Raw genomic sequence first — 16,552 nt, 5'->3', positions numbered from 1 at the left:
GGCTCGTACACTGCGCTGGATACTGTGAGCCACGTTACTAGCTAAAGATGCTACCCCCGCTCCTGCGCGGCAGTGGAATCCGTCTCAAAAGATGTCGTGATACCCACGTGGCGTTTGACGGCTTCGAGTTCCCTGCGTAGTTTTTCCACCTCGTCCTGCCATGCGACAGCCTCGGCCTTCCGGCGGCGTGCAAGCCGGGCCTGCACTGCTGCGGCTGCCAGCGCCAGCGGGACGGAAACGGCCAGCGCCCAGCCTGCGGCCGCGAAGAAGCCCAGTGCAACAGGCAGTGCGGCCTGGAAGTCGATGAAGTCGTTGACGCTGCCGGCCATTCCGGCCATCGCTCTCTCAAGGGGCTCCAGGAACTGGCCCACCACAGGGGTCCCGGACAGCGACGGCGGAGCGAGCTTGGCCTGCGCATCCCCGCCCCAGCGGCCGTCCGCCAGGTGGTTCAGGACGTAGATGCCGGCACCGACGTTGACTGCCATAAAGACGACGACGGCGGCGAGCGCCGCGAGGTCCACCCGCCTTCGCCGCCACACCAGCACGCCCGCGCCGGCAGCCGCGGCTGCTATCCAGGTGAGCGCCGCCAGCCACTCCCGATTCACTCCGCCAAGGATGTCCACCTCCCCATTCAAACCCGGCGGACGACTTTGAAGTTGAAATCAGGGGTCCCCAGCGCGCCGAACAACCGCAGCCAGAGCGGCAGCACCATCTCGGCGCCGCGGGCCGTGGTGATGTCGCCCAGGTCGATGATGTCCCGGTGGCCCAGCGATTCCAGCAGGCCGGTGACAACCTTTTTGGCTTCGGCGTCGTCGCCGGAGACGAACACTGAATGGTCTCCGTCCGCCAGCCGGCGCGGGTCCACCATCAGTCCGGCATTCATGGTGTTGAGCGTCTTCACCACCCTGGCCAGGGGAAACGCCTGTTGGATCCGCTCAGCCAGGCTTTCCGTGTTGACCGGGTTCAGCACCGGCGGCATCCCCTGCGAGAAGTCGAGCGGGTTGGACACGTCCACCAGGACTTTTCCCGCCAGCCGTGCGGCGCCTGCCGCGCCCAGGGCCGCAAGGGATGCGGCGCCGTTCGTGGCATTGACCACCAGCTCACTGTCACCCGCAGCGTCCGCGAAGGTGCCCAGCAGGATATCGCCGTGCCCTGCCTGCCATTCCTTGAATGGCGGCCCGCCCATGGGATCCGGGCTGGTCCGGCCGGCGGTTTCGACAGGATCCCGCGTGCCCAAAACCACCTGGTGCCCCAACGCGCTGAACGCGGCTGCCAGCGTGCGCCCTACTGTGCCCGTGCCAAGAACTGCGATCTTCATGGCAGAACGCTACTCTCCGCACCACATGGAACAAGAGGACTTGGTACGGAATGAACACGCCATTCATGCGGTTGTAGCGGGAGCACACGCAACGGAAGGAACCATGGCCACCACCCCAGCCGCCCCAACTTCAACTGCCGCAGCACCAACTGCCACCGCCCCAGCCGCGAAAGTGGAGCGCTGGCATCGTTTCCGCACCAACCGGGACAAGGCCATGGCCTCGCCCCATGGCTGGCTCACCCTCACCTCCTTCCAGTGGCTCGGGGACTCCCCCGCCGCCGTCGACCTCGCCCCGGGGTTGTGGTCCACTGACGCAAAGGGCACGACGGCGTTCCTCACCGCGGTCCCTTCAGACGGGCTCACGCTGGTGGAGACGGGCGAACGGGTGGACGGCACCGTGTCCGCCGTCCTCGCGGACGAGGAGTCGCTGATGTGGGTGCAGTTCGGCGGCCCGGACGGGGACCAGGTGGTGGTGGAACTGGCCATGCGCGGCGGGCGGTACGCCATCCGCACCCGGGACAACACCTCACCGGTCTTCACGGAATTCGACGCCGTCCCCACTTACCCCTACAACCCGGAATGGGAAGTGACGGGCCGGTTTGAGCCCTACCCTGCGCCGGTGGACGTACCGATCGGCACCGCGAACCCATTGGTGGACGGCGTGCACCGCAGCGTGGGCGAGGTAGTCTTCAGCCTGCCCGGCAGCAGCCACGAGTTCCGGCTGCAGGCGGAGGAAGAGAAACTCGGCGCCCTGACCGTCACGTTCCACGACGAAACCAACGGGGACACCACAGGTGACTGGCGGAAGCTTTCCCTCTCCAGGCCGCGGCCCGACGGTTCCGTGGTCCTCGATTTCAACCGGGTCATCAACTACCCCAGCGCCTTCACCCCCTTCGGCACCTGCCCCATGCCCGTGAAGAACAACAGCCTGGACGTGCGGGTGGAGGCCGGCGAGAAGCAGCCCTATCCCGCCTAGCGCCGGGGGAAGCTCAGGAAATGGCCGAAATGCCCGTGATGGCCCGGCCCACGATCAGGGTGTTGACCTCGAATGACCCCTCGTAGGTGTAGATGGCCTCTGCGTCGGCGAAGATCTTGGCCATCCGGTAGTCGGTGACGATGCCGTTTCCGCCCAAAATCGACCGGCCCAGCGCCACGGTTTCGCGCATCCGGGCACTGAGGTAGGACTTGGCCAGGGCCACCTGCGGCATGTCGGCGGCGTCCTGGTCCTGCAGCCTGGCGATCCCGGCCATCATGGACATGCTGGCCACCGCGTTGCCCAGCATGGTCACCAGCTGCTGCTGGATCAGCTGGAAATGGGCCAGCGGCCGGCCGAACTGGTGGCGTTCCACCGCGTACTGCCGGGCAACGTCGAACGCTGCCAGCTGCTGGCCCACCGCTTGCCAGGCCACCATGATCCGGGAGCTGCGGAGCAGTTCCTTGGTGTCCACGAAGCTGTTGATGCGGGCAAAGCGGTCCGCTTCCGGCACCAGGACGTCGCGGAACTCAATGTTCGCGTTCTGCACCGTGCGCAGGGCGATCTTGTTCTCGATCCTGCTCCGGCTGACCCCCGGCAAAGTGGCGTCGACAATGAAGCCCCGGACCGCGCCGTCCGCCTCGTCCCGGGCCCATACCAGCATGTAGTCGCAGAACGTCCCGTTGCCGATCCAGCGCTTGGCACCGTTGAGCACCCAGGCGTCGCCGTCGTCGTCCGCTTCTCCTGTCATCGACGAAACCCGCCTGGCACGCGTCTCCATGCCGCCGGCCACGTCGGACCCGTGCAGGGGTTCGGTGAGCGCGAAGGCACCGGTGGTGCGCAACTCCGACGCGTCAGCGAGCAACCGCTCCTTCTGGTCCTCGGTGCCGAAGGTGTGGAGGGATTCCACAAAGAGGTCGTGATGGACCAGGAAGAAGGTGGCCAGGGATGTGTCCACCCGGGTTATCTCCGCGATGACCAGTCCGGCGAAGAGGTGGCTGTAGCCGCGGTGCACGGGCGTGCTCAGTTCCAGGGCGGCCAGCTTGGGCAGGATGTGCGCCGGAAACTCGGCCTTGTTCCACCAGTCCCCGGCGTAAGGGGCAACCTCGGCCGCCAGGAAGTCCCGCAGCTCGGCCAGCTTGTTCCGTTCGGCCTGGCCCAGCATCGATTCCACCGCGAAGAAGTCCGCGGCCGGCAACAGCGAAAGGTCCGGGGCGCTCATTTCGGTCCCATCCTGATGGCACCGTCCAAGCGGATGGTTTCGCCGTTCAACATGGCATTGTCCACCATGTGCGCCACCAGGTTGGCGTATTCCTCCGGCTTGCCCAGCCGGGAAGGGTGCGGGACCTGGGCGCCGAGTGAATCCTGCGCTTCCTGCGGCAGCCCGGCCATCATGGGTGTCTCGAAGATGCCCGGAGCAATGGTGACCACCCTGACCAGCGATCGCGCCAGCTCCCGGGCGATGGGCAAGGTCATCGCCGCCACCGCACCCTTGGACGCGGAGTAGGCGGGCTGGCCGATCTGCCCGTCGAAAGCCGCCACGGAGGCCGTGTTGATGATGACACCGCGTTCGGGGCCGCCCAGCGGGGTGGCGGCGGGCTCGGTGGCCACCATGGCTTCGGCGGCCAGCCGCAGGACGTTGAACGTGCCCACCAGGTTCACCTGGATGACGCGGCTGAATGTGTCCAGGGGCAGCACGCCGTCGCGTCCCAGCACCTTGCCGGGGGTGGCGATCCCGGCGCAGTTCACCACGATCCGGAGCGGGCCCAGCCCCGCGGCGGTCCCGACGGCGGCCCGCACGTCAGCCTCGCTGGTCACGTCCGCCGGGGCGAAGACGGCGGATTGGCCGGCTTCGGCGCGGCCGTTGAGTTCGTCCGCCATTGCCTGCCCGTTCGAGGACGGCAGGTCGACGAGCACCACCGAGGCGCCGCCGTCGAACAATCTCCGTGCGGTGGCCGCTCCCAGCCCGGACGCACCGCCTGTCACCAGTGCGACGCTGCCTTTGATGTCCATACATCCTCCTTGATGCGTGTCCCCATGCCGCGGCGCGGCCTCGAGCAACAGTTAATGAATGTTAACTGAAATCGCCCGGGGCCGCACCCTTCGCACAGGCCCCGCTGCCTTGGCCTCCCCGTCGGCACGGTTAGGGTGGACGGCATGACGTCCAGCAGCACCTCCATGACCGCCTGGCCAGACAGGGCAAACCATGCGGCCCGCTCCGTCACCGCCCTGTTCGGCCACAAGCTGCTGTTCCTCCCCGGCACCCACCTGGGTGCGGTGCTGTGGCAGGGCAGGCACCCGGACCGGCAGGCCCAGCAGGAACAACAGGATCAAGCCGCCCATTTGGGCAGCCGGTGGTCCGCGTTGCTCCGGCGGGCCCGGCCTGCCGCCGCTATGGCGCTCCCGTGGCACTACTGGTGGCAGGCGCATTACGTGGACTGCCTGGTGGACACCGGCAGGAGGGAACTGGGTAGCGGAGCGACCCCCGCGGCCCGGTTCGACGGCCCGGACCGGCCCAGCGCAGGCCACCTGGCCTCGCGGCTGGTGACGGGCATCAGGCTCCGCAACGCCCTGACCTTTGTGAACAGCTATTACGACGACATGGCCTGGCTTGCCCTGGCCACCCTGCGGCTGGACCGGCTGGCCGAGGAGACACGGCGCCCCGGCCGCCGCCGCAACGCCAAAGTCCGCGCGTCGCTGGCGCTGCAGTTCGACGCGGCCTGCACCGACGACCTGGGCGGCGGCACGTTCTGGAGCAAGAAGCGGGACTTCAAGAACACCCCCGCCACGGCGCCGGTGGCACTGTTCTATGCCCGCACGGGCCAGCCGATCAAGGCACAGGCGCTGCTGGACTGGCTGGATGCAACCCTGTTCGACGCCGGGCAGGGCCTCTACCTGGACGGCGTCCGCCTCAACCCGGCCGGCGACGTGGTGGTGGAACGGGCGGTGTACACCTACAACCAGGGCCCGGTGCTGGGCGCGCTCCTGGAGCTGGGCGGCGAAGCGAACCTGGCCAGGGCGGCCGTCCTGGTGGACGCGGTGGAGCGGCTGCTGACGGTTCCTGCCGGCCCGGACGGCAGTTCAGCCCAGCGCTCGGTGCTCCGCTGCGAGGGAACCGGCGACGGCGGCCTCTTCACCGGGATCCTCTGCCGTTACCTGGCCCTTGCCGCAGCGGATACCCGGCTTCCCCAGGCCACCCGTGCCACGGCCGCCCGGTTGGTGACGGACACTGCTGAGGCGTTCTGGTCCGGCCGCCGCCCTGTTGGCCCCAGCGAGGCCAATGCGCGGCTGCAGGGCAGGAGCATTTTCTCGGTGCATGCGGCCCAACCGGCGGCCGCGACGTATCCGCCGGGGGCCGCCGTCGAGCTCGCCACCCAACTGCAGGCATGGATGGCGCTGGAGGCTGCCGCGGCCGTAACCGCCGCAGGCCTCCCCTAGTCCAGCCCGGCGGGCCGCCTCTTCTGCGGATAGGGCGTCTCACCGCGGGCCAGCATCTCAACGAAACCGGCGATCCTGCGCTCCCGCGTTGCGGCCTGCTTCGCCGAGTTGGTCCGGTACACCAGGGAGAACAGGTTGGTTTTGGTGAGCACATCGAACATCGCCTGGGCGGCCGGGTTTGCAGCGATGGCGGCGGCCAGGTCCTCGGGAACCTGCACATCGGCCTGCCCGCCGTAGGCCGCTTCCCAGCGGCCGTCCGCCTTGGCCGCCTCCACTGCCGCCCGGCCGGCGTCGGTCATCTTGCCGGCCTCTTCCAGCCGGGCGACGTGCCCCACGTTCCGTGCGGACCAGATGCTGCGGGGGCGGCGCGGGGTCATCCGCTGGAACACGCTTTCGTCATCGCGGCGCCGGCCCTGACCGTCAATCCAGCCGAAGCACAGTGCCTCGTCCAGTGCGGCCGCGTAGTCCAGGCCCGTCACCGTCCCGCCCTTCTTGTGCAGGACCAGCCACACGCCCGGGCTGGTGCTGTGGTTTTCCTCCAGCCAGGCGCGCCAGGCAGCGGCATCCGGCACCAGCAATTCCTCAAGGTCATCGGCCATGGCCTAATTCTGCCTGTGGAATGGCAGGTCACAAGCCCCGTGTGCACCGGATCTTCAGGTGGCATTATGGCCCTACAGACCGTCCCCCAGCCCGAAGGACAACGCCATGCTTCGAGTCCGCCCCGTCCACTTCACCTCACGCACTGACTCCTGGAAGCAGTTCCTCACCGCTCTGGGGATGGTGCAGACAGAGGACGACGGCGGCTGGCAGGTTTTCGATTCCGCGTCGGGCCGGCTGGCGCTCCACGGGGCGGAGGCCGGGTCCGGGCAGGACGGCCACACCGTATTCGCGGTGGAGGTGGGCGACGTCGCCGAATTCGCGCGCCGCACCAACCTGTCCGCGCAGGAAGAGGATGGAGTGCAGGGGGAAGGAACGCGGCCTGCTGAGCTGGTCACGGCGGCCCACGGCGAAACGTGCCGGATCAGCGCCCCCGACGGCTTCAGTTTCATGGCCGACAAAGCAGCCCACGCCGCCCAGTGCGCTGACGCCGACCCCGCCCTGGCCGTCGTCGCGGTCTGGTACACGGCGGACCCGGAGGGAGCCGTCCGCACGCTGCTGCATGTGGGCGCCCGCCCCCGTCCCGTCCCCGACAACGACGAAACCGCGGACTTCACGGCCAAGAACGGCGGCGTCCTCCTGGTGCGTCCGGCAGCAGGGGCACCCCGCTCGGGTTTGGGCTTTGAATACGACGCCGGCCTGGAACCGTTGCGGGACCGGCTCACCGCGGCCGGTTTCACCGCCAGCCTCACCGAGGAGGCGTTCGGAAGCACCCTCCACGTGGCTAATCCCGACGCGGGCAGCCCCAACGCGCCCGCCACGGTGTGGATCTCCCAGCGACGCCCCATGGGGTAGAACTTAAGCATGAACGTGCGCACACCTGACCCGAATCCCGGCTGGCTCTCTGAAGAAGACCTCTTTGAGGCGCGGGGGCGGCTGCCCATGGTGTACGTGGAAGCCGTACCGGTCAGGCTGGATCCGCTGGGGTACGTCAACGAGGTGGGCACGCTGCTGCAGGCGGATTCGGACGGGACCATGGTGCGTTCCCTGGTGTCCGGCCGGGTCATCTACCGCGAAACCATCCGCGCCGCCCTGTTGCGCCACATGGAAAAGGACCTGGGTCCGCTGGCGTTCCCGCAGCTGCCGTTGAGCCCCGTGCCGTTCACGGTGGCCGAATACTTCCCCGCGCCCTCCCAGACAGGGTTCACGGACGAGCGGCAACACGCCGTGTCGCTGGCCTACGTCATCCCGGTGACGGGCGAGTGCGAGCCCCGCCAGGACGCCCTGGAACTGACCTGGATGACCCCCGAGGAAGTCCTCAGCCCGGGCGTCCAGATGGAATTTTCCGGCGGCCGCGGCGGCCTCATCCGGCAGGCCCTGGCGTTCGCAGGCGTGGGCTTCTAGGCACCCCGCCGGGACGTGGGGGTCCCCGGTTTTAGGCGCCCGCCTTTGTAGACTGTAGGGCGGACCGCAAGAGAACTTAAGGACTCCCATGACCGAATCACCAGCCGCCAGGCACCACAGTGAACAGCAGGCTGGATCTCTGACCACCGGCAGCCACATCCTCCTCCCCGACGGCCGGCGCACTGCCGAAATCGACCAGGTGGAGCTTGAGCACGACGACTTCGGCTCCCCGGCACTGGTGCTGGCAAGCCTTTCCGGCGGCGGAACGCTGCGGGTGGCCATCGGCACCATGGTCACGGTGGTGGACGGAGCGCACGACGACGTCACACAGCTTCCGCTGTCGGCAAACCTTCCGGAGCCCACCCCGCCGGCGGAAGCCGCCGCGCCCAAGGACGGACGGCAGGAGCAGCCCGGCGCCGGAACCGGGCCGATCGCCGTTTCCCCCGCCGTCGTCGTGCCTCCCCTCCCGCCGCTGCCGCCCGCGGTGACCGGGCCCAGCGAGGAGGAACTCGCGCTCATCCCGGCCCCTTCCGGCACCCCCGAGTCCGTGGTGGAAGCCGCCGCCGAGGCGCACCCGGACGCAGAGGGCGTCCTGCTCCTGACCGACCGGCTGTCCAAGGGCGTGAACTTCAAGTCCGGAAGCTGCCTGAAGGACCTCAGCGACCTGGCGCACGAACTGTTTATCACCCTGAAGGACGCCGACGGCGCACTGTCCGTGGCGGACCTTTTGACCGTGCTGCCCTATGACGGGAACCCGGGCCGGTGGACCTCTGTGGAGGCGTCCCTGGCGCTGGCCAGCTACATCTGCCGGCAGGACGGCCAGGACAAACGCGCTGAGGTGTACGAGAAGCTGATCCGCACGCCGGAGAACCAGGAAACGGACCCGTTCAAGGCGCGGATGGCCGCCAAGGTGCGGCAGCGCTCGCTCAACGAGCCCAACCTGTACGACAAGGAAATCTTCCGCTCCATCGATAACTCCAACCATGACGCCGAGCGCGAATGGCGGCTGCTGCGGCTGGAGTCCCTGCTCTTCCTGCGGGCGCACGGCGGCTCGGAAACCATCGGGATGTCGGAGCTGGAACGGCGCATCAGCAACGAGCTGGAGGCCGTCCGCTCCTGAGCTTCCGGGCATCTGCCTGACGGGGGAAATTGCCCCTACCCGGGGCAGTTTCCGGGGCGTACATTCGGGGCTATGACCAACAATCTCAGCGTAGTGATCAACGCCGACGCGCCGCAGGTCTGGACCATGCTGCGTGAACCGTCCAAGGTGGCCCAGTGGCATGGCTGGCAGTCCGAGGACCTCGAGTCCGAGATTAAGGAGATCTACTTCTCCAGCGACGTGCAGGAAGCACCGGACCACACCAGCCTTACCGTGCACGGCGGGGACACGTTTGAGCTCCACCCGGAGGCCGGTGGAACCCGGGTCAGTGTCACCCGCTCCGCCGTGGACCATGACTCCGAGTGGGCTGCCTGGGACGAGGACATCACGCAGGGCTGGCTGACGTTCCTGCAGCAGCTCCGCTTCGCCCTGGAACGGCACCCGCACGGCAAGCGGCATACCCTGTTCCTGCACTTGACCGAGGGAAACGGCTCAGCCATCGAGAAGCTGGGGCTCGCCGACCTCCCGGCGGCGGGTGAGCCGTACCAGGTGACGCTGGGCACGGGCGAGGAGATCAGCGGCAAGGTCTGGTACCGCACCAGCCACCAGGTGGGCCTCACGGTGCACAGCTACGCGGAGCACGGCGAGGGGCTACTGGTGGTCGCCGACCACCCGGCCATCAAGGACGTCCGCGCGGAGGGGGAGGGCTCGCTGATTGTCGTTTCCACCTACGACCTTGGGGCAGGGGCTTTCGACGCCATCCGGCAGTCCTGGGATTCCTGGCGGGCTTCGAACTACCCGGCATCGGAACCGGCCAGCTGAGCTAACCGGTCCCGGGGTTTACTGGGGCCGGGTTTACTGGCGCCGTGCGCTTTGCTGGCACACTGGTACGGTGCCAGCCAACCCTGCCTTCGCCCTGCCGGATACCCGTTCACAGTTTTCCTTCACGGTGGGCACGCGCCTGGCGGAGTCCTGCCCACCCTCCCAGGCGCAGGAGGCCGAAAACGGCGGGGAGTTCCTGGGCCGCACCGGCACCATCACCACCCCGCACGGTGAGATCCAGACGCCGGCGTTCATCGCCGTCGGGACCAAGGCAACGGTGAAGTCCGTCCTCCCGGAATCCATGGCGGACCTTGGCGCGCAGGCACTGCTGGCCAACGCCTACCACCTCTACCTGCAGCCGGGACCTGACATCCTTGACGAAGCCGGCGGCCTCGGCGCATTCATGAACTGGCCCGGCCCCACATTCACGGACTCCGGCGGATTCCAGGTGATGAGCCTGGGCTCCGGGTTCAAGAAGGTCATCGACATGAAGTCCGTGGACGCCTCCGGCCCGGATGACGCCGTAGCCCCCGGCAAGGAACGCCTGGCACACATCGACGATGACGGGGTCTGGTTCAAGTCCCACCTGAACGGGGACCGGCACCGGTTCTCCCCCGAGATTTCCATGCAGGTCCAGCACCAGATCGGCGCGGACATCATGTTCGCGTTCGACGAGCTCACCACGCTGCAGAACTCTCGGCGGTATCAGGAGGAGTCGCTGGAGCGGACCCGGCTCTGGGCGGAGCGGTGCCTTGAGGAGCACTTCCGCCTGACGGAGGAACGGGCCGGCAAGCCGTACCAGGCGTTGTTCGGCGTGATCCAGGGCGCCCAGTACGAGGACCTGCGCCGAAAGGCGTGCCGTGATCTGGGCGCCATGCCGTTCGACGGGTTCGGGATCGGCGGGGCGCTGGAGAAGGAAAACCTCGGCACCATCGTGCGCTGGTGCAATGAGGAACTGCCGGAGGACAAGCCGCGGCACCTGCTGGGCATCTCCGAGCCGGACGACATCTTCACCGCCATCGAAAACGGCGCCGACACCTTCGACTGCGTCTCCCCCACCCGCGTGGCCCGCAACTCCGCCTTCTACACCCCGGAGGGCCGGTTCAACCTCTCCGGAGCCAAGTACAAACGCGATTTCGGCCCGCTCCAGGAGGGCTGTGACTGCTACGCCTGCGCCAACTACTCCCGCGCCTACATCCACCACCTGTTCAAGGCCAAGGAAATGGTGTCCGCCACCCTCATCTCCATCCACAACGAGCGGTTCGTGGTGAAAATGGTGGACGATGCCCGGCTGGCCATCGAGTCCGGCACGTTCTTCGACTTCAAGGCCGAGACCCTGGGCCGGTACTACTCCTGAGAGCCGCTTCCGGGTGCCTCCGGTAGGGTGGCCCCATGCCTATCGAATCCATCGAAATCCCTGCCGCTGACGGTGCCGCCGAGGCCTTGGTAGCCCGCCCGACCAACGGAACCGGCCCTTTCCCGGGCGTCATCTTCTACATGGATGCCTTCGGCCTGCGTCCCCGAATCCAGGAGATGGCCCAGCGCATCGCCGACTGGGGCTACGTGGTGCTGGCACCCAACGTTTTCTACCGGGAAGGAACGGCTGGGGAGCTGGCCCCCGCCGGGAACATGACCAGCCAGGAAGGCCGGGAGGCAGCCGGCAAGGCCGCCTTCCCCAGGGTGGGCCGGCTGACCTCGGACAAGGCGCTGCCGGACATCGACGCCTGGGTTTCCGCGCTCCGGGAGCTCGACGGCGTTGCACCCGGCCCCATCGGAACCACCGGCTACTGCATGGGGGCCCGGCTCGCCGTCCGCACTGCCACCTCCCACCCCAACCAGGTGGCAGCGTGCGGCGGCTTCCACGCGGGCGGCCTCGTCACCGACGAGCCGGACAGCCCGCACCTGGGGCTCAAGGACGCAAGGGCCCGGTTCGTCTTCGGCCATGCGGACCACGACCGGAGCATGGCCCCGGAGGCCGTCGCGCAGCTGGGTGAAACGCTCAAGAAAGCGGGTCTGGAGGCGTCCAATGAAATCTACGAGGGCGCCCCGCACGGCTACACCATGGCGGACACCTCGGCCTTCCACCCGGAAGCCACCGAGCGGCACTTCACGGAACTGCGGGCGCTGCTGGACGGTGCGCTGAAGGGCTAGGCCGGCGCCCGCCGTCGAACTCGCCGGAAAGCTGCCGGATCGCCGGAACGTTGCGGCGAGTTCGACGGGTTCCGGCGAGCCCGCGCCGCAGGACGTTTTACACATAACGACGGCGGCGCCTTCCGGCGGTGCCGCAGCGGCAGGATCCTGTGGGGATGACACCACAGCCAGTCCGCCTCCTTGCACTTCCGAGCACCGGCAACCTGTGGCGAACGGGGCAACTGCACGAGGAGGGCCTCAACGGACGGGCCATCAAGACCCTGGTGCTCAACCGGAAGCTTGTCCGCCTTCGCCACGGCTGCTACATCCGCGCCGAGCTCTGGGATAAGCAGTCGCGGCCTGTTCGCAGCAGGCAGTTGATTCACGCCCATGCCCATGGGACGCTGACCACCTCACGGGGCGGCTATGTGTACAGCCACACATCGGCGGCCCGGCTGCACGGTTTGTATCTATGGGATGTCGATAACCTGATCCACCTTCTACTGCCAGGAAACCCCTCAAGCGAGCGGCTCGGTAAGGATGTCTGCGGCCATACCCGGCCCTGGACCGAGGCGGAGGTGGTGATTCGCGGCGGCCTCCGGGTGACCTCGCTTGAGCGGACGGCAGTGGATTGCGCCATGATGCTGACCTACCGCCAGGCGCTCGTGCTGATGGACCACGCCCTCCGGCTCGGTGCAGACAAAGCGCTGATGGAAAGCATGGCTGACGGCCTGCAGGGACGCCGCGGGATCCGTACCCTCCGGCTCGCACTCACCCAAGCAGAACCACGGTCGGAGTCAGCCGGTGAGACGCTCACCCGCGAACTCCTGACACGGCTGAAGCTTCCGCTGCCGGAGCCCCAAGTCCCCGTAGCCACGGGGGCAGGCCAGTACCGCCTGGATTTCGCCTGGAAGGAAAAGAAGGTGGCCCTCGAATTCGACGGGAAAACCAAGTACTTCGATTACAAGCCGACGCCCGAGGTGCTGTTCCAGGAACGGCAGCGGGAGAATGCACTCACCGAGAACGGCTGGACCTTCCTGCGCGTGAAATGGGCCGACCTCTTCCGCGAACAGGAGTTCAAAGCCCGTGTCCTAGCCGCACTCCAACGGTAGCCCGGCCGCCCCAGGGCCAAAATCGCCGGAACGGGACCAGGTCGCCGGTTCCTTCCGGCGATCCCGCACCGTTCCGGCGTCCCGGAACCAGACAGCCGGAACGCACGACGCCGGGCGGCAGCTACGCGGCGTTCGTCACCGCTGCCGCGGGCGGGGTTGCGAGGCCGTAACTGGGTTCGCGCCTCTTGACCCAGTTGATGGCCAGCGAGGTAACGGGGACGAAAAGGAACTCAACCAAAGTCTTGTACACGAACCCCACAAGCACGTAGTTCACGAAGCTGCCGAAGTCAGTGATGCCGATGACGGACGCGGCGATGCTGCAGAAGATCAGCGTGTCCACGAATTCCCCAGCGCCGGAGGAGCCCATGAGCCTGGCCCACAGGGACTTCTCACCGGTGCGTGCCTTCATGCGCACCAGGATCCAGGAGTTAATCGTCTGCCCGGCCAGGAAGGCGAGCAGCGAGGCGAGGACGATCTGCGGCACAGGGCCCAGGGCGCCTTCCAAGGCGGACTGCTTCGCGGCTCCGTACTCGTCGTCGAAGCCGGGCAGCGCAATGACCACCCAGTAGCAGAGCGAGGCGAAGACGGACATCGCAAAGGTCGTGAGAATGGCCTTGCGGGCCACCTTGAAGCCATAGACCTCACTGATGACGTCGCCCAGGATGTATGCGAGGGGGAAGAGGAAAAAGCCACCGTCGGTGACGATGGGGCCGAAGGCGACGCCCTTGGATGCTCCTATGTTGGAGAGGATCAACACCACGGCCATGGTCGCCAGCATGATCCCAAAGTAGGGCGAACCGATGGCGGCGAAGCTGGCACCTTGGTGGGCCGGCCGCGGGAGGGCGGCATCGGGCATGGCACTGTGGCCGGAAGAAGAAGACATGACGGTGTCCGTTCGGGAGTGGTTGGCCGGCGACCAGCTGTGGACCGCCGGTTGTATTAGCACTCGGGCAATTCTCGCATCGCCTTGAACGGGATCGCTCCTTGGCGCAGGCAGACCAATTCCCGTGGACGTTTGAACATGTTCAACTACTTGTGGCACACTGTTTTTGAACACGTTCAGGAATTTGGAGGCGCCGGTGGCAGCCAAGGGCGAACACACCAGGCAGCGGGTGGCGGACACCGCACTGCGCATGTTCCGCGAGATCGGCTTCGAGAAGACCACCATGCGGGCCATCGCTGCAGAGGCGGGCGTTTCCGTTGGCAATGCCTACTACTACTTCTCGTCCAAGGATGATCTGGTCCACGAGTTGTACCTCCAAGTGCAGGCCGAACACGCCGCGCGGGCAGCCGAATTGCTGGACGCCGCCGCCGGGTTCGCGGACCGCCTGAAAACCACTCTGCACGCGGGCCTGGACGTCATGGCGCCCTACCATGCTTTCGGCGCGGACTTCGTGGCCACCGCCATCCGGCCCACATCGCCGGTGAACCCCTTCTCGGCGGACTCAACGCCCGCGCGGGAGGCAGCGCTGGATATCTTCAGGCGCACGGTGGACGGGTCCAGCCCCGCCGTACCGAAGAAGCTGCGGGCCGAGCTGCCTGAACTGCTGTGGCTTTGCTACATGGGGATCACCCTCTTTTGGGTCTACGACTCCTCGGAAGGCCAGCGGCGGACCCGGAAGCTGGTGGACGGCGCAGCGCCGCTCATTGCCCGCGGCCTCTCACTGGCCCGCATTCCGGGTGTCAGCAAGGTGCTTGACGACGTCCTCGACTTGAGCGGCAGCATCCGCGACTAGGACAGAAGCGAACATTGGGGGAAGAGATGAACAGTGCAAAGACAGTCGTAGTGGCCGGCGCCTCCGGCTTCATTGGCACCTATCTTTGCAGGCGTTTCCGCGAGAACGGCTGGACGGTGCGGACCATAGGACGCAACGGAGCAGGTGGTTCCACAGCCGCATGGGATGACGACGCCGGCATGGCCCGGGTGCTCAACGGCGCCGACTTGGTGGTGAACCTCGCCGGACGCTCTGTCTCGTGCCGCTACAACCAGCGGAACAAGAAAATCATTCTGGACTCGCGGGTGGCCACCACCCGGGCACTGGGGCGGGCCATCGCGCAATGCCAGGTCCCGCCGCCCACCTGGCTGAATGCCAGCACCGGCACCATCTACCGGGATGCACGCGACCGTCCCCAGTCCGAGGCCGGCGGCGACCTTGGTTCCGGCTTCTCCGTGGACGTCGCAAGGGCCTGGGAAGCGGCCCTCACCGCAGCGGACACTCCGGGAACCCGGAAGATCCCGCTGAGGATCGCCATCGTGCTGGGCCGGGGCGGCGGTGCACTGAGGCCATTCGCCAACCTCGCGCGACTGGGCCTGGGCGGGCATATGGGCGACGGCCGGCAGAAGTTCAGCTGGGTCCACGTGGAGGACCTGTACCGCAGCATCCTCTTCCTGCACGCACGGACCGACATCACCGGGCCCGTCAATATAGCCTCACCGGACGTCGTCACTAACCAGGAAATGATGCGCCTGGTGCGCCGGGCCTATGGCGCGCGTTTCGGGCTGCCCACCCCTGCCTGGCTCCTCCGGGCGGGCGCCGTCCTGATTTACACGGAGACCGAACTGGTCCTGAAAAGCCGCTGGGTCCAGCCGCAGAAACTTCTTGACGCCGGATTTGCCTACAGCCAGCCGGAGCTGGGCAGGGCGCTCCTGCAGATCGCCAAGGGGACAGCCTGACGGTCAAATAATGAACCGCTTGGACCGCTGAACACTCGCTCATCACAGCCGCTCTACGCCCCTACATGGATAGCGTCCGACGCCGGGTGGCAGGATGGGGGCATGACTTCCGTATCCCCTGACGCAACGCTGTCCGCGGACGCCCCCGCCGTCGTCCTCACCATCGCAGGCTCCGAGGCCACCGGCGGCGCCGGCGCCCAGGCTGACCTGAAGACCTTCCAGGAGCTGGGTGTCTTCGGCATCGCCAACCTCACCTGCATCGTGTCCTTCGACCCGAAGGACAGCTGGAACCACCGCTTCGTGCCGGTGGACCAGCAGGTGATTGCCGACCAGCTGGAGGCGACGACGGCGGCCTACGGTCCGGCGTCGGGCGCCCCTTCGGCTTTGGACACGGTGAAGATCGGCATGCTGGGCAGCCCGGCCACCATCAGCACGGTGGCCAATGCGCTGCAGGAGAACAGCTTTGCCAATGTTGTCCTGGACCCGGTGCTGATCTGCAAGGGCCAGGAGCCCGGTCACGCGCTGGACACGGACCAGGCCCTGAAAGCGCAGATCCTGCCGCTTGCCACCTTCGTCACGCCCAACCACTTCGAGGCGGAATCGCTCTCCGGCCTGGAGATCACCGACGTTGAATCCCTCAAGGCCGCTGCCGTCCGCATCCACGAGCTCAGCGGAGCGGCCGTGCTGGCCAAGGGCGGGGTGCGGCTGGAAGGCCCGGACGCCGTGGACGTGTTCTACGACGGCGAAACCCTCGAAGTCCTCAGCGCGCCGAAGGTGGGCGAGGTGGCCGTGTCCGGCGCCGGTTGCTCGCTGGCCGCCGCCGTCACGGCCGAGCTTGCCAAGGGCGCCAGCCCGCTGGAGGCAGCCCGGACCGCCAAGGAGTTCGTGACCGCCGGCATCCGCAACCGGGTTGCCTCCGGCGCCCCCTTCGATGCCCTGTGGCAGGGCGGCGCCCGCTAGCTCCACAAAACGCGCCATCAGCTTT

The 16,552-nt window shown here is 67.3% G+C and carries 18 protein-coding genes; 12 read left to right on the top strand and 6 right to left on the bottom strand.

What is annotated here, in order from left to right; genetic code table 11:
- Nucleotides 1–50: 50 nt before the first annotated feature.
- Together LFT44_RS02900 and LFT44_RS02895 are read right to left on the bottom strand one after the other, a co-directional pair.
- Nucleotides 51–623, bottom strand: a complete 573-nt coding sequence (locus LFT44_RS02900) for a hypothetical protein (RefSeq protein ID WP_236800997.1) — start codon at nt 621–623, stop codon at nt 51–53.
- Nucleotides 624–631: 8 nt separating this feature from the next.
- A complete protein-coding gene (locus tag LFT44_RS02895) occupies nt 632–1,318 on the bottom strand; it encodes an NADPH-dependent F420 reductase (protein WP_236800996.1) in 687 nt (228 codons plus the stop codon).
- Nucleotides 1,319–1,421: 103 nt separating this feature from the next.
- Here LFT44_RS02895 and LFT44_RS02890 point away from each other — a divergent pair, with 103 nt between their 5' ends.
- Nucleotides 1,422–2,294, top strand: coding sequence for a DUF1684 domain-containing protein (locus LFT44_RS02890; RefSeq protein WP_236800995.1), 873 nt, complete (start codon nt 1,422–1,424; stop codon nt 2,292–2,294).
- A gap of 13 nt (nt 2,295–2,307) precedes the next feature.
- On the opposite strand, the gene LFT44_RS02885 is transcribed toward LFT44_RS02890, so the two are convergent.
- Together LFT44_RS02885 and LFT44_RS02880 are read right to left on the bottom strand one after the other, a co-directional pair.
- Nucleotides 2,308–3,513 carry an acyl-CoA dehydrogenase family protein gene (locus LFT44_RS02885; RefSeq protein WP_236800994.1) on the bottom strand — a complete coding sequence of 402 codons (1,206 nt, stop codon included), beginning with the start codon at nt 3,511–3,513 and terminating at the stop codon, nt 2,308–2,310.
- The gene (locus LFT44_RS02880; RefSeq protein WP_236800993.1) at nt 3,510–4,304 is read right to left on the bottom strand and encodes a 3-hydroxyacyl-CoA dehydrogenase; all 795 of its coding nucleotides are present in this window, start codon (nt 4,302–4,304) and stop codon (nt 3,510–3,512) included. Before LFT44_RS02880 ends, LFT44_RS02885 begins: the two co-directional genes overlap by 4 nt.
- A 144-nt stretch (nt 4,305–4,448) precedes the next feature.
- Here LFT44_RS02880 and LFT44_RS02875 point away from each other — a divergent pair, with 144 nt between their 5' ends.
- Nucleotides 4,449–5,729 (top strand): glycoside hydrolase family 76 protein, encoded by a 1,281-nt coding sequence (locus LFT44_RS02875; RefSeq protein WP_236800992.1) that lies wholly within the window; start codon nt 4,449–4,451, stop codon nt 5,727–5,729.
- Here LFT44_RS02875 and LFT44_RS02870 read toward each other — a convergent pair.
- The gene (locus LFT44_RS02870; protein WP_236800990.1) at nt 5,726–6,328 is read right to left on the bottom strand and encodes a YdeI/OmpD-associated family protein; all 603 of its coding nucleotides are present in this window, start codon (nt 6,326–6,328) and stop codon (nt 5,726–5,728) included. The two genes, LFT44_RS02875 and LFT44_RS02870, sit on opposite strands and share 4 nt — an antisense overlap.
- A 106-nt stretch (nt 6,329–6,434) precedes the next feature.
- On the opposite strand from LFT44_RS02870, the gene LFT44_RS02865 reads away from it, so the two are divergent.
- The 7 genes from LFT44_RS02865 (at nt 6,435) to LFT44_RS02835 (ending at nt 12,893) form a co-directional block, all read left to right on the top strand.
- Nucleotides 6,435–7,181 (top strand): VOC family protein, encoded by a 747-nt coding sequence (locus LFT44_RS02865; protein WP_236800988.1) that lies wholly within the window; start codon nt 6,435–6,437, stop codon nt 7,179–7,181.
- Nucleotides 7,182–7,190: 9 nt separating this feature from the next.
- Nucleotides 7,191–7,730 (top strand): NUDIX hydrolase family protein, encoded by a 540-nt coding sequence (locus LFT44_RS02860; RefSeq protein ID WP_236800987.1) that lies wholly within the window; start codon nt 7,191–7,193, stop codon nt 7,728–7,730.
- An 88-nt stretch (nt 7,731–7,818) separates the two neighbouring features.
- Nucleotides 7,819–8,850: a DUF6707 family protein gene (locus LFT44_RS02855; RefSeq protein ID WP_236800985.1), complete on the top strand. Its 1,032-nt coding sequence runs from the start codon at nt 7,819–7,821 to the stop codon at nt 8,848–8,850.
- A 72-nt stretch (nt 8,851–8,922) separates the two neighbouring features.
- A complete protein-coding gene (locus LFT44_RS02850; protein WP_236800984.1) occupies nt 8,923–9,651 on the top strand; it encodes an SRPBCC family protein in 729 nt (242 codons plus the stop codon).
- A gap of 70 nt (nt 9,652–9,721) precedes the next feature.
- Complete coding sequence (tgt, locus tag LFT44_RS02845) at nt 9,722–11,008, top strand: tRNA guanosine(34) transglycosylase Tgt (RefSeq protein WP_236800983.1); 1,287 nt, start codon at nt 9,722–9,724, stop codon at nt 11,006–11,008.
- Between the two features lie 35 nt (nt 11,009–11,043).
- Nucleotides 11,044–11,802 (top strand): dienelactone hydrolase family protein, encoded by a 759-nt coding sequence (locus LFT44_RS02840; protein ID WP_236800982.1) that lies wholly within the window; start codon nt 11,044–11,046, stop codon nt 11,800–11,802.
- Between the two features lie 155 nt (nt 11,803–11,957).
- On the top strand, nt 11,958–12,893 hold the full coding sequence (locus LFT44_RS02835) for a hypothetical protein (protein WP_236800981.1): 936 nt from the start codon (nt 11,958–11,960) through the stop codon (nt 12,891–12,893).
- Nucleotides 12,894–13,014: 121 nt separating this feature from the next.
- On the opposite strand, the gene LFT44_RS02830 is transcribed toward LFT44_RS02835, so the two are convergent.
- Nucleotides 13,015–13,776, bottom strand: coding sequence for a queuosine precursor transporter (locus tag LFT44_RS02830; RefSeq protein WP_236800980.1), 762 nt, complete (start codon nt 13,774–13,776; stop codon nt 13,015–13,017).
- Nucleotides 13,777–13,972: 196 nt separating this feature from the next.
- Between LFT44_RS02830 and LFT44_RS02825 the strand changes: the two genes are divergently transcribed.
- The 3 genes from LFT44_RS02825 to LFT44_RS02815 all read left to right on the top strand — a co-directional run bounded on the left by LFT44_RS02825 (nt 13,973) and on the right by LFT44_RS02815 (nt 16,527).
- On the top strand, nt 13,973–14,629 hold the full coding sequence (locus tag LFT44_RS02825) for a TetR/AcrR family transcriptional regulator (RefSeq protein WP_236800979.1): 657 nt from the start codon (nt 13,973–13,975) through the stop codon (nt 14,627–14,629).
- Between the two features lie 26 nt (nt 14,630–14,655).
- Nucleotides 14,656–15,567, top strand: coding sequence for a TIGR01777 family oxidoreductase (locus LFT44_RS02820; RefSeq protein ID WP_236800977.1), 912 nt, complete (start codon nt 14,656–14,658; stop codon nt 15,565–15,567).
- Between the two features lie 102 nt (nt 15,568–15,669).
- The gene (locus LFT44_RS02815) at nt 15,670–16,527 is read left to right on the top strand and encodes a hydroxymethylpyrimidine/phosphomethylpyrimidine kinase (RefSeq protein ID WP_236800976.1); all 858 of its coding nucleotides are present in this window, start codon (nt 15,670–15,672) and stop codon (nt 16,525–16,527) included.
- The last annotated feature ends 25 nt before the right edge of the window (nt 16,528–16,552 follow it).

Origin of the sequence: Arthrobacter sp. FW306-05-C, from assembly GCF_021801725.1 — a bacterium.
Lineage (GTDB): Bacteria > Actinomycetota > Actinomycetes > Actinomycetales > Micrococcaceae > Arthrobacter.
Note: the sequence above shows the minus strand (reverse complement) of the source record. Positions and strands in the feature narration are given on the sequence as shown.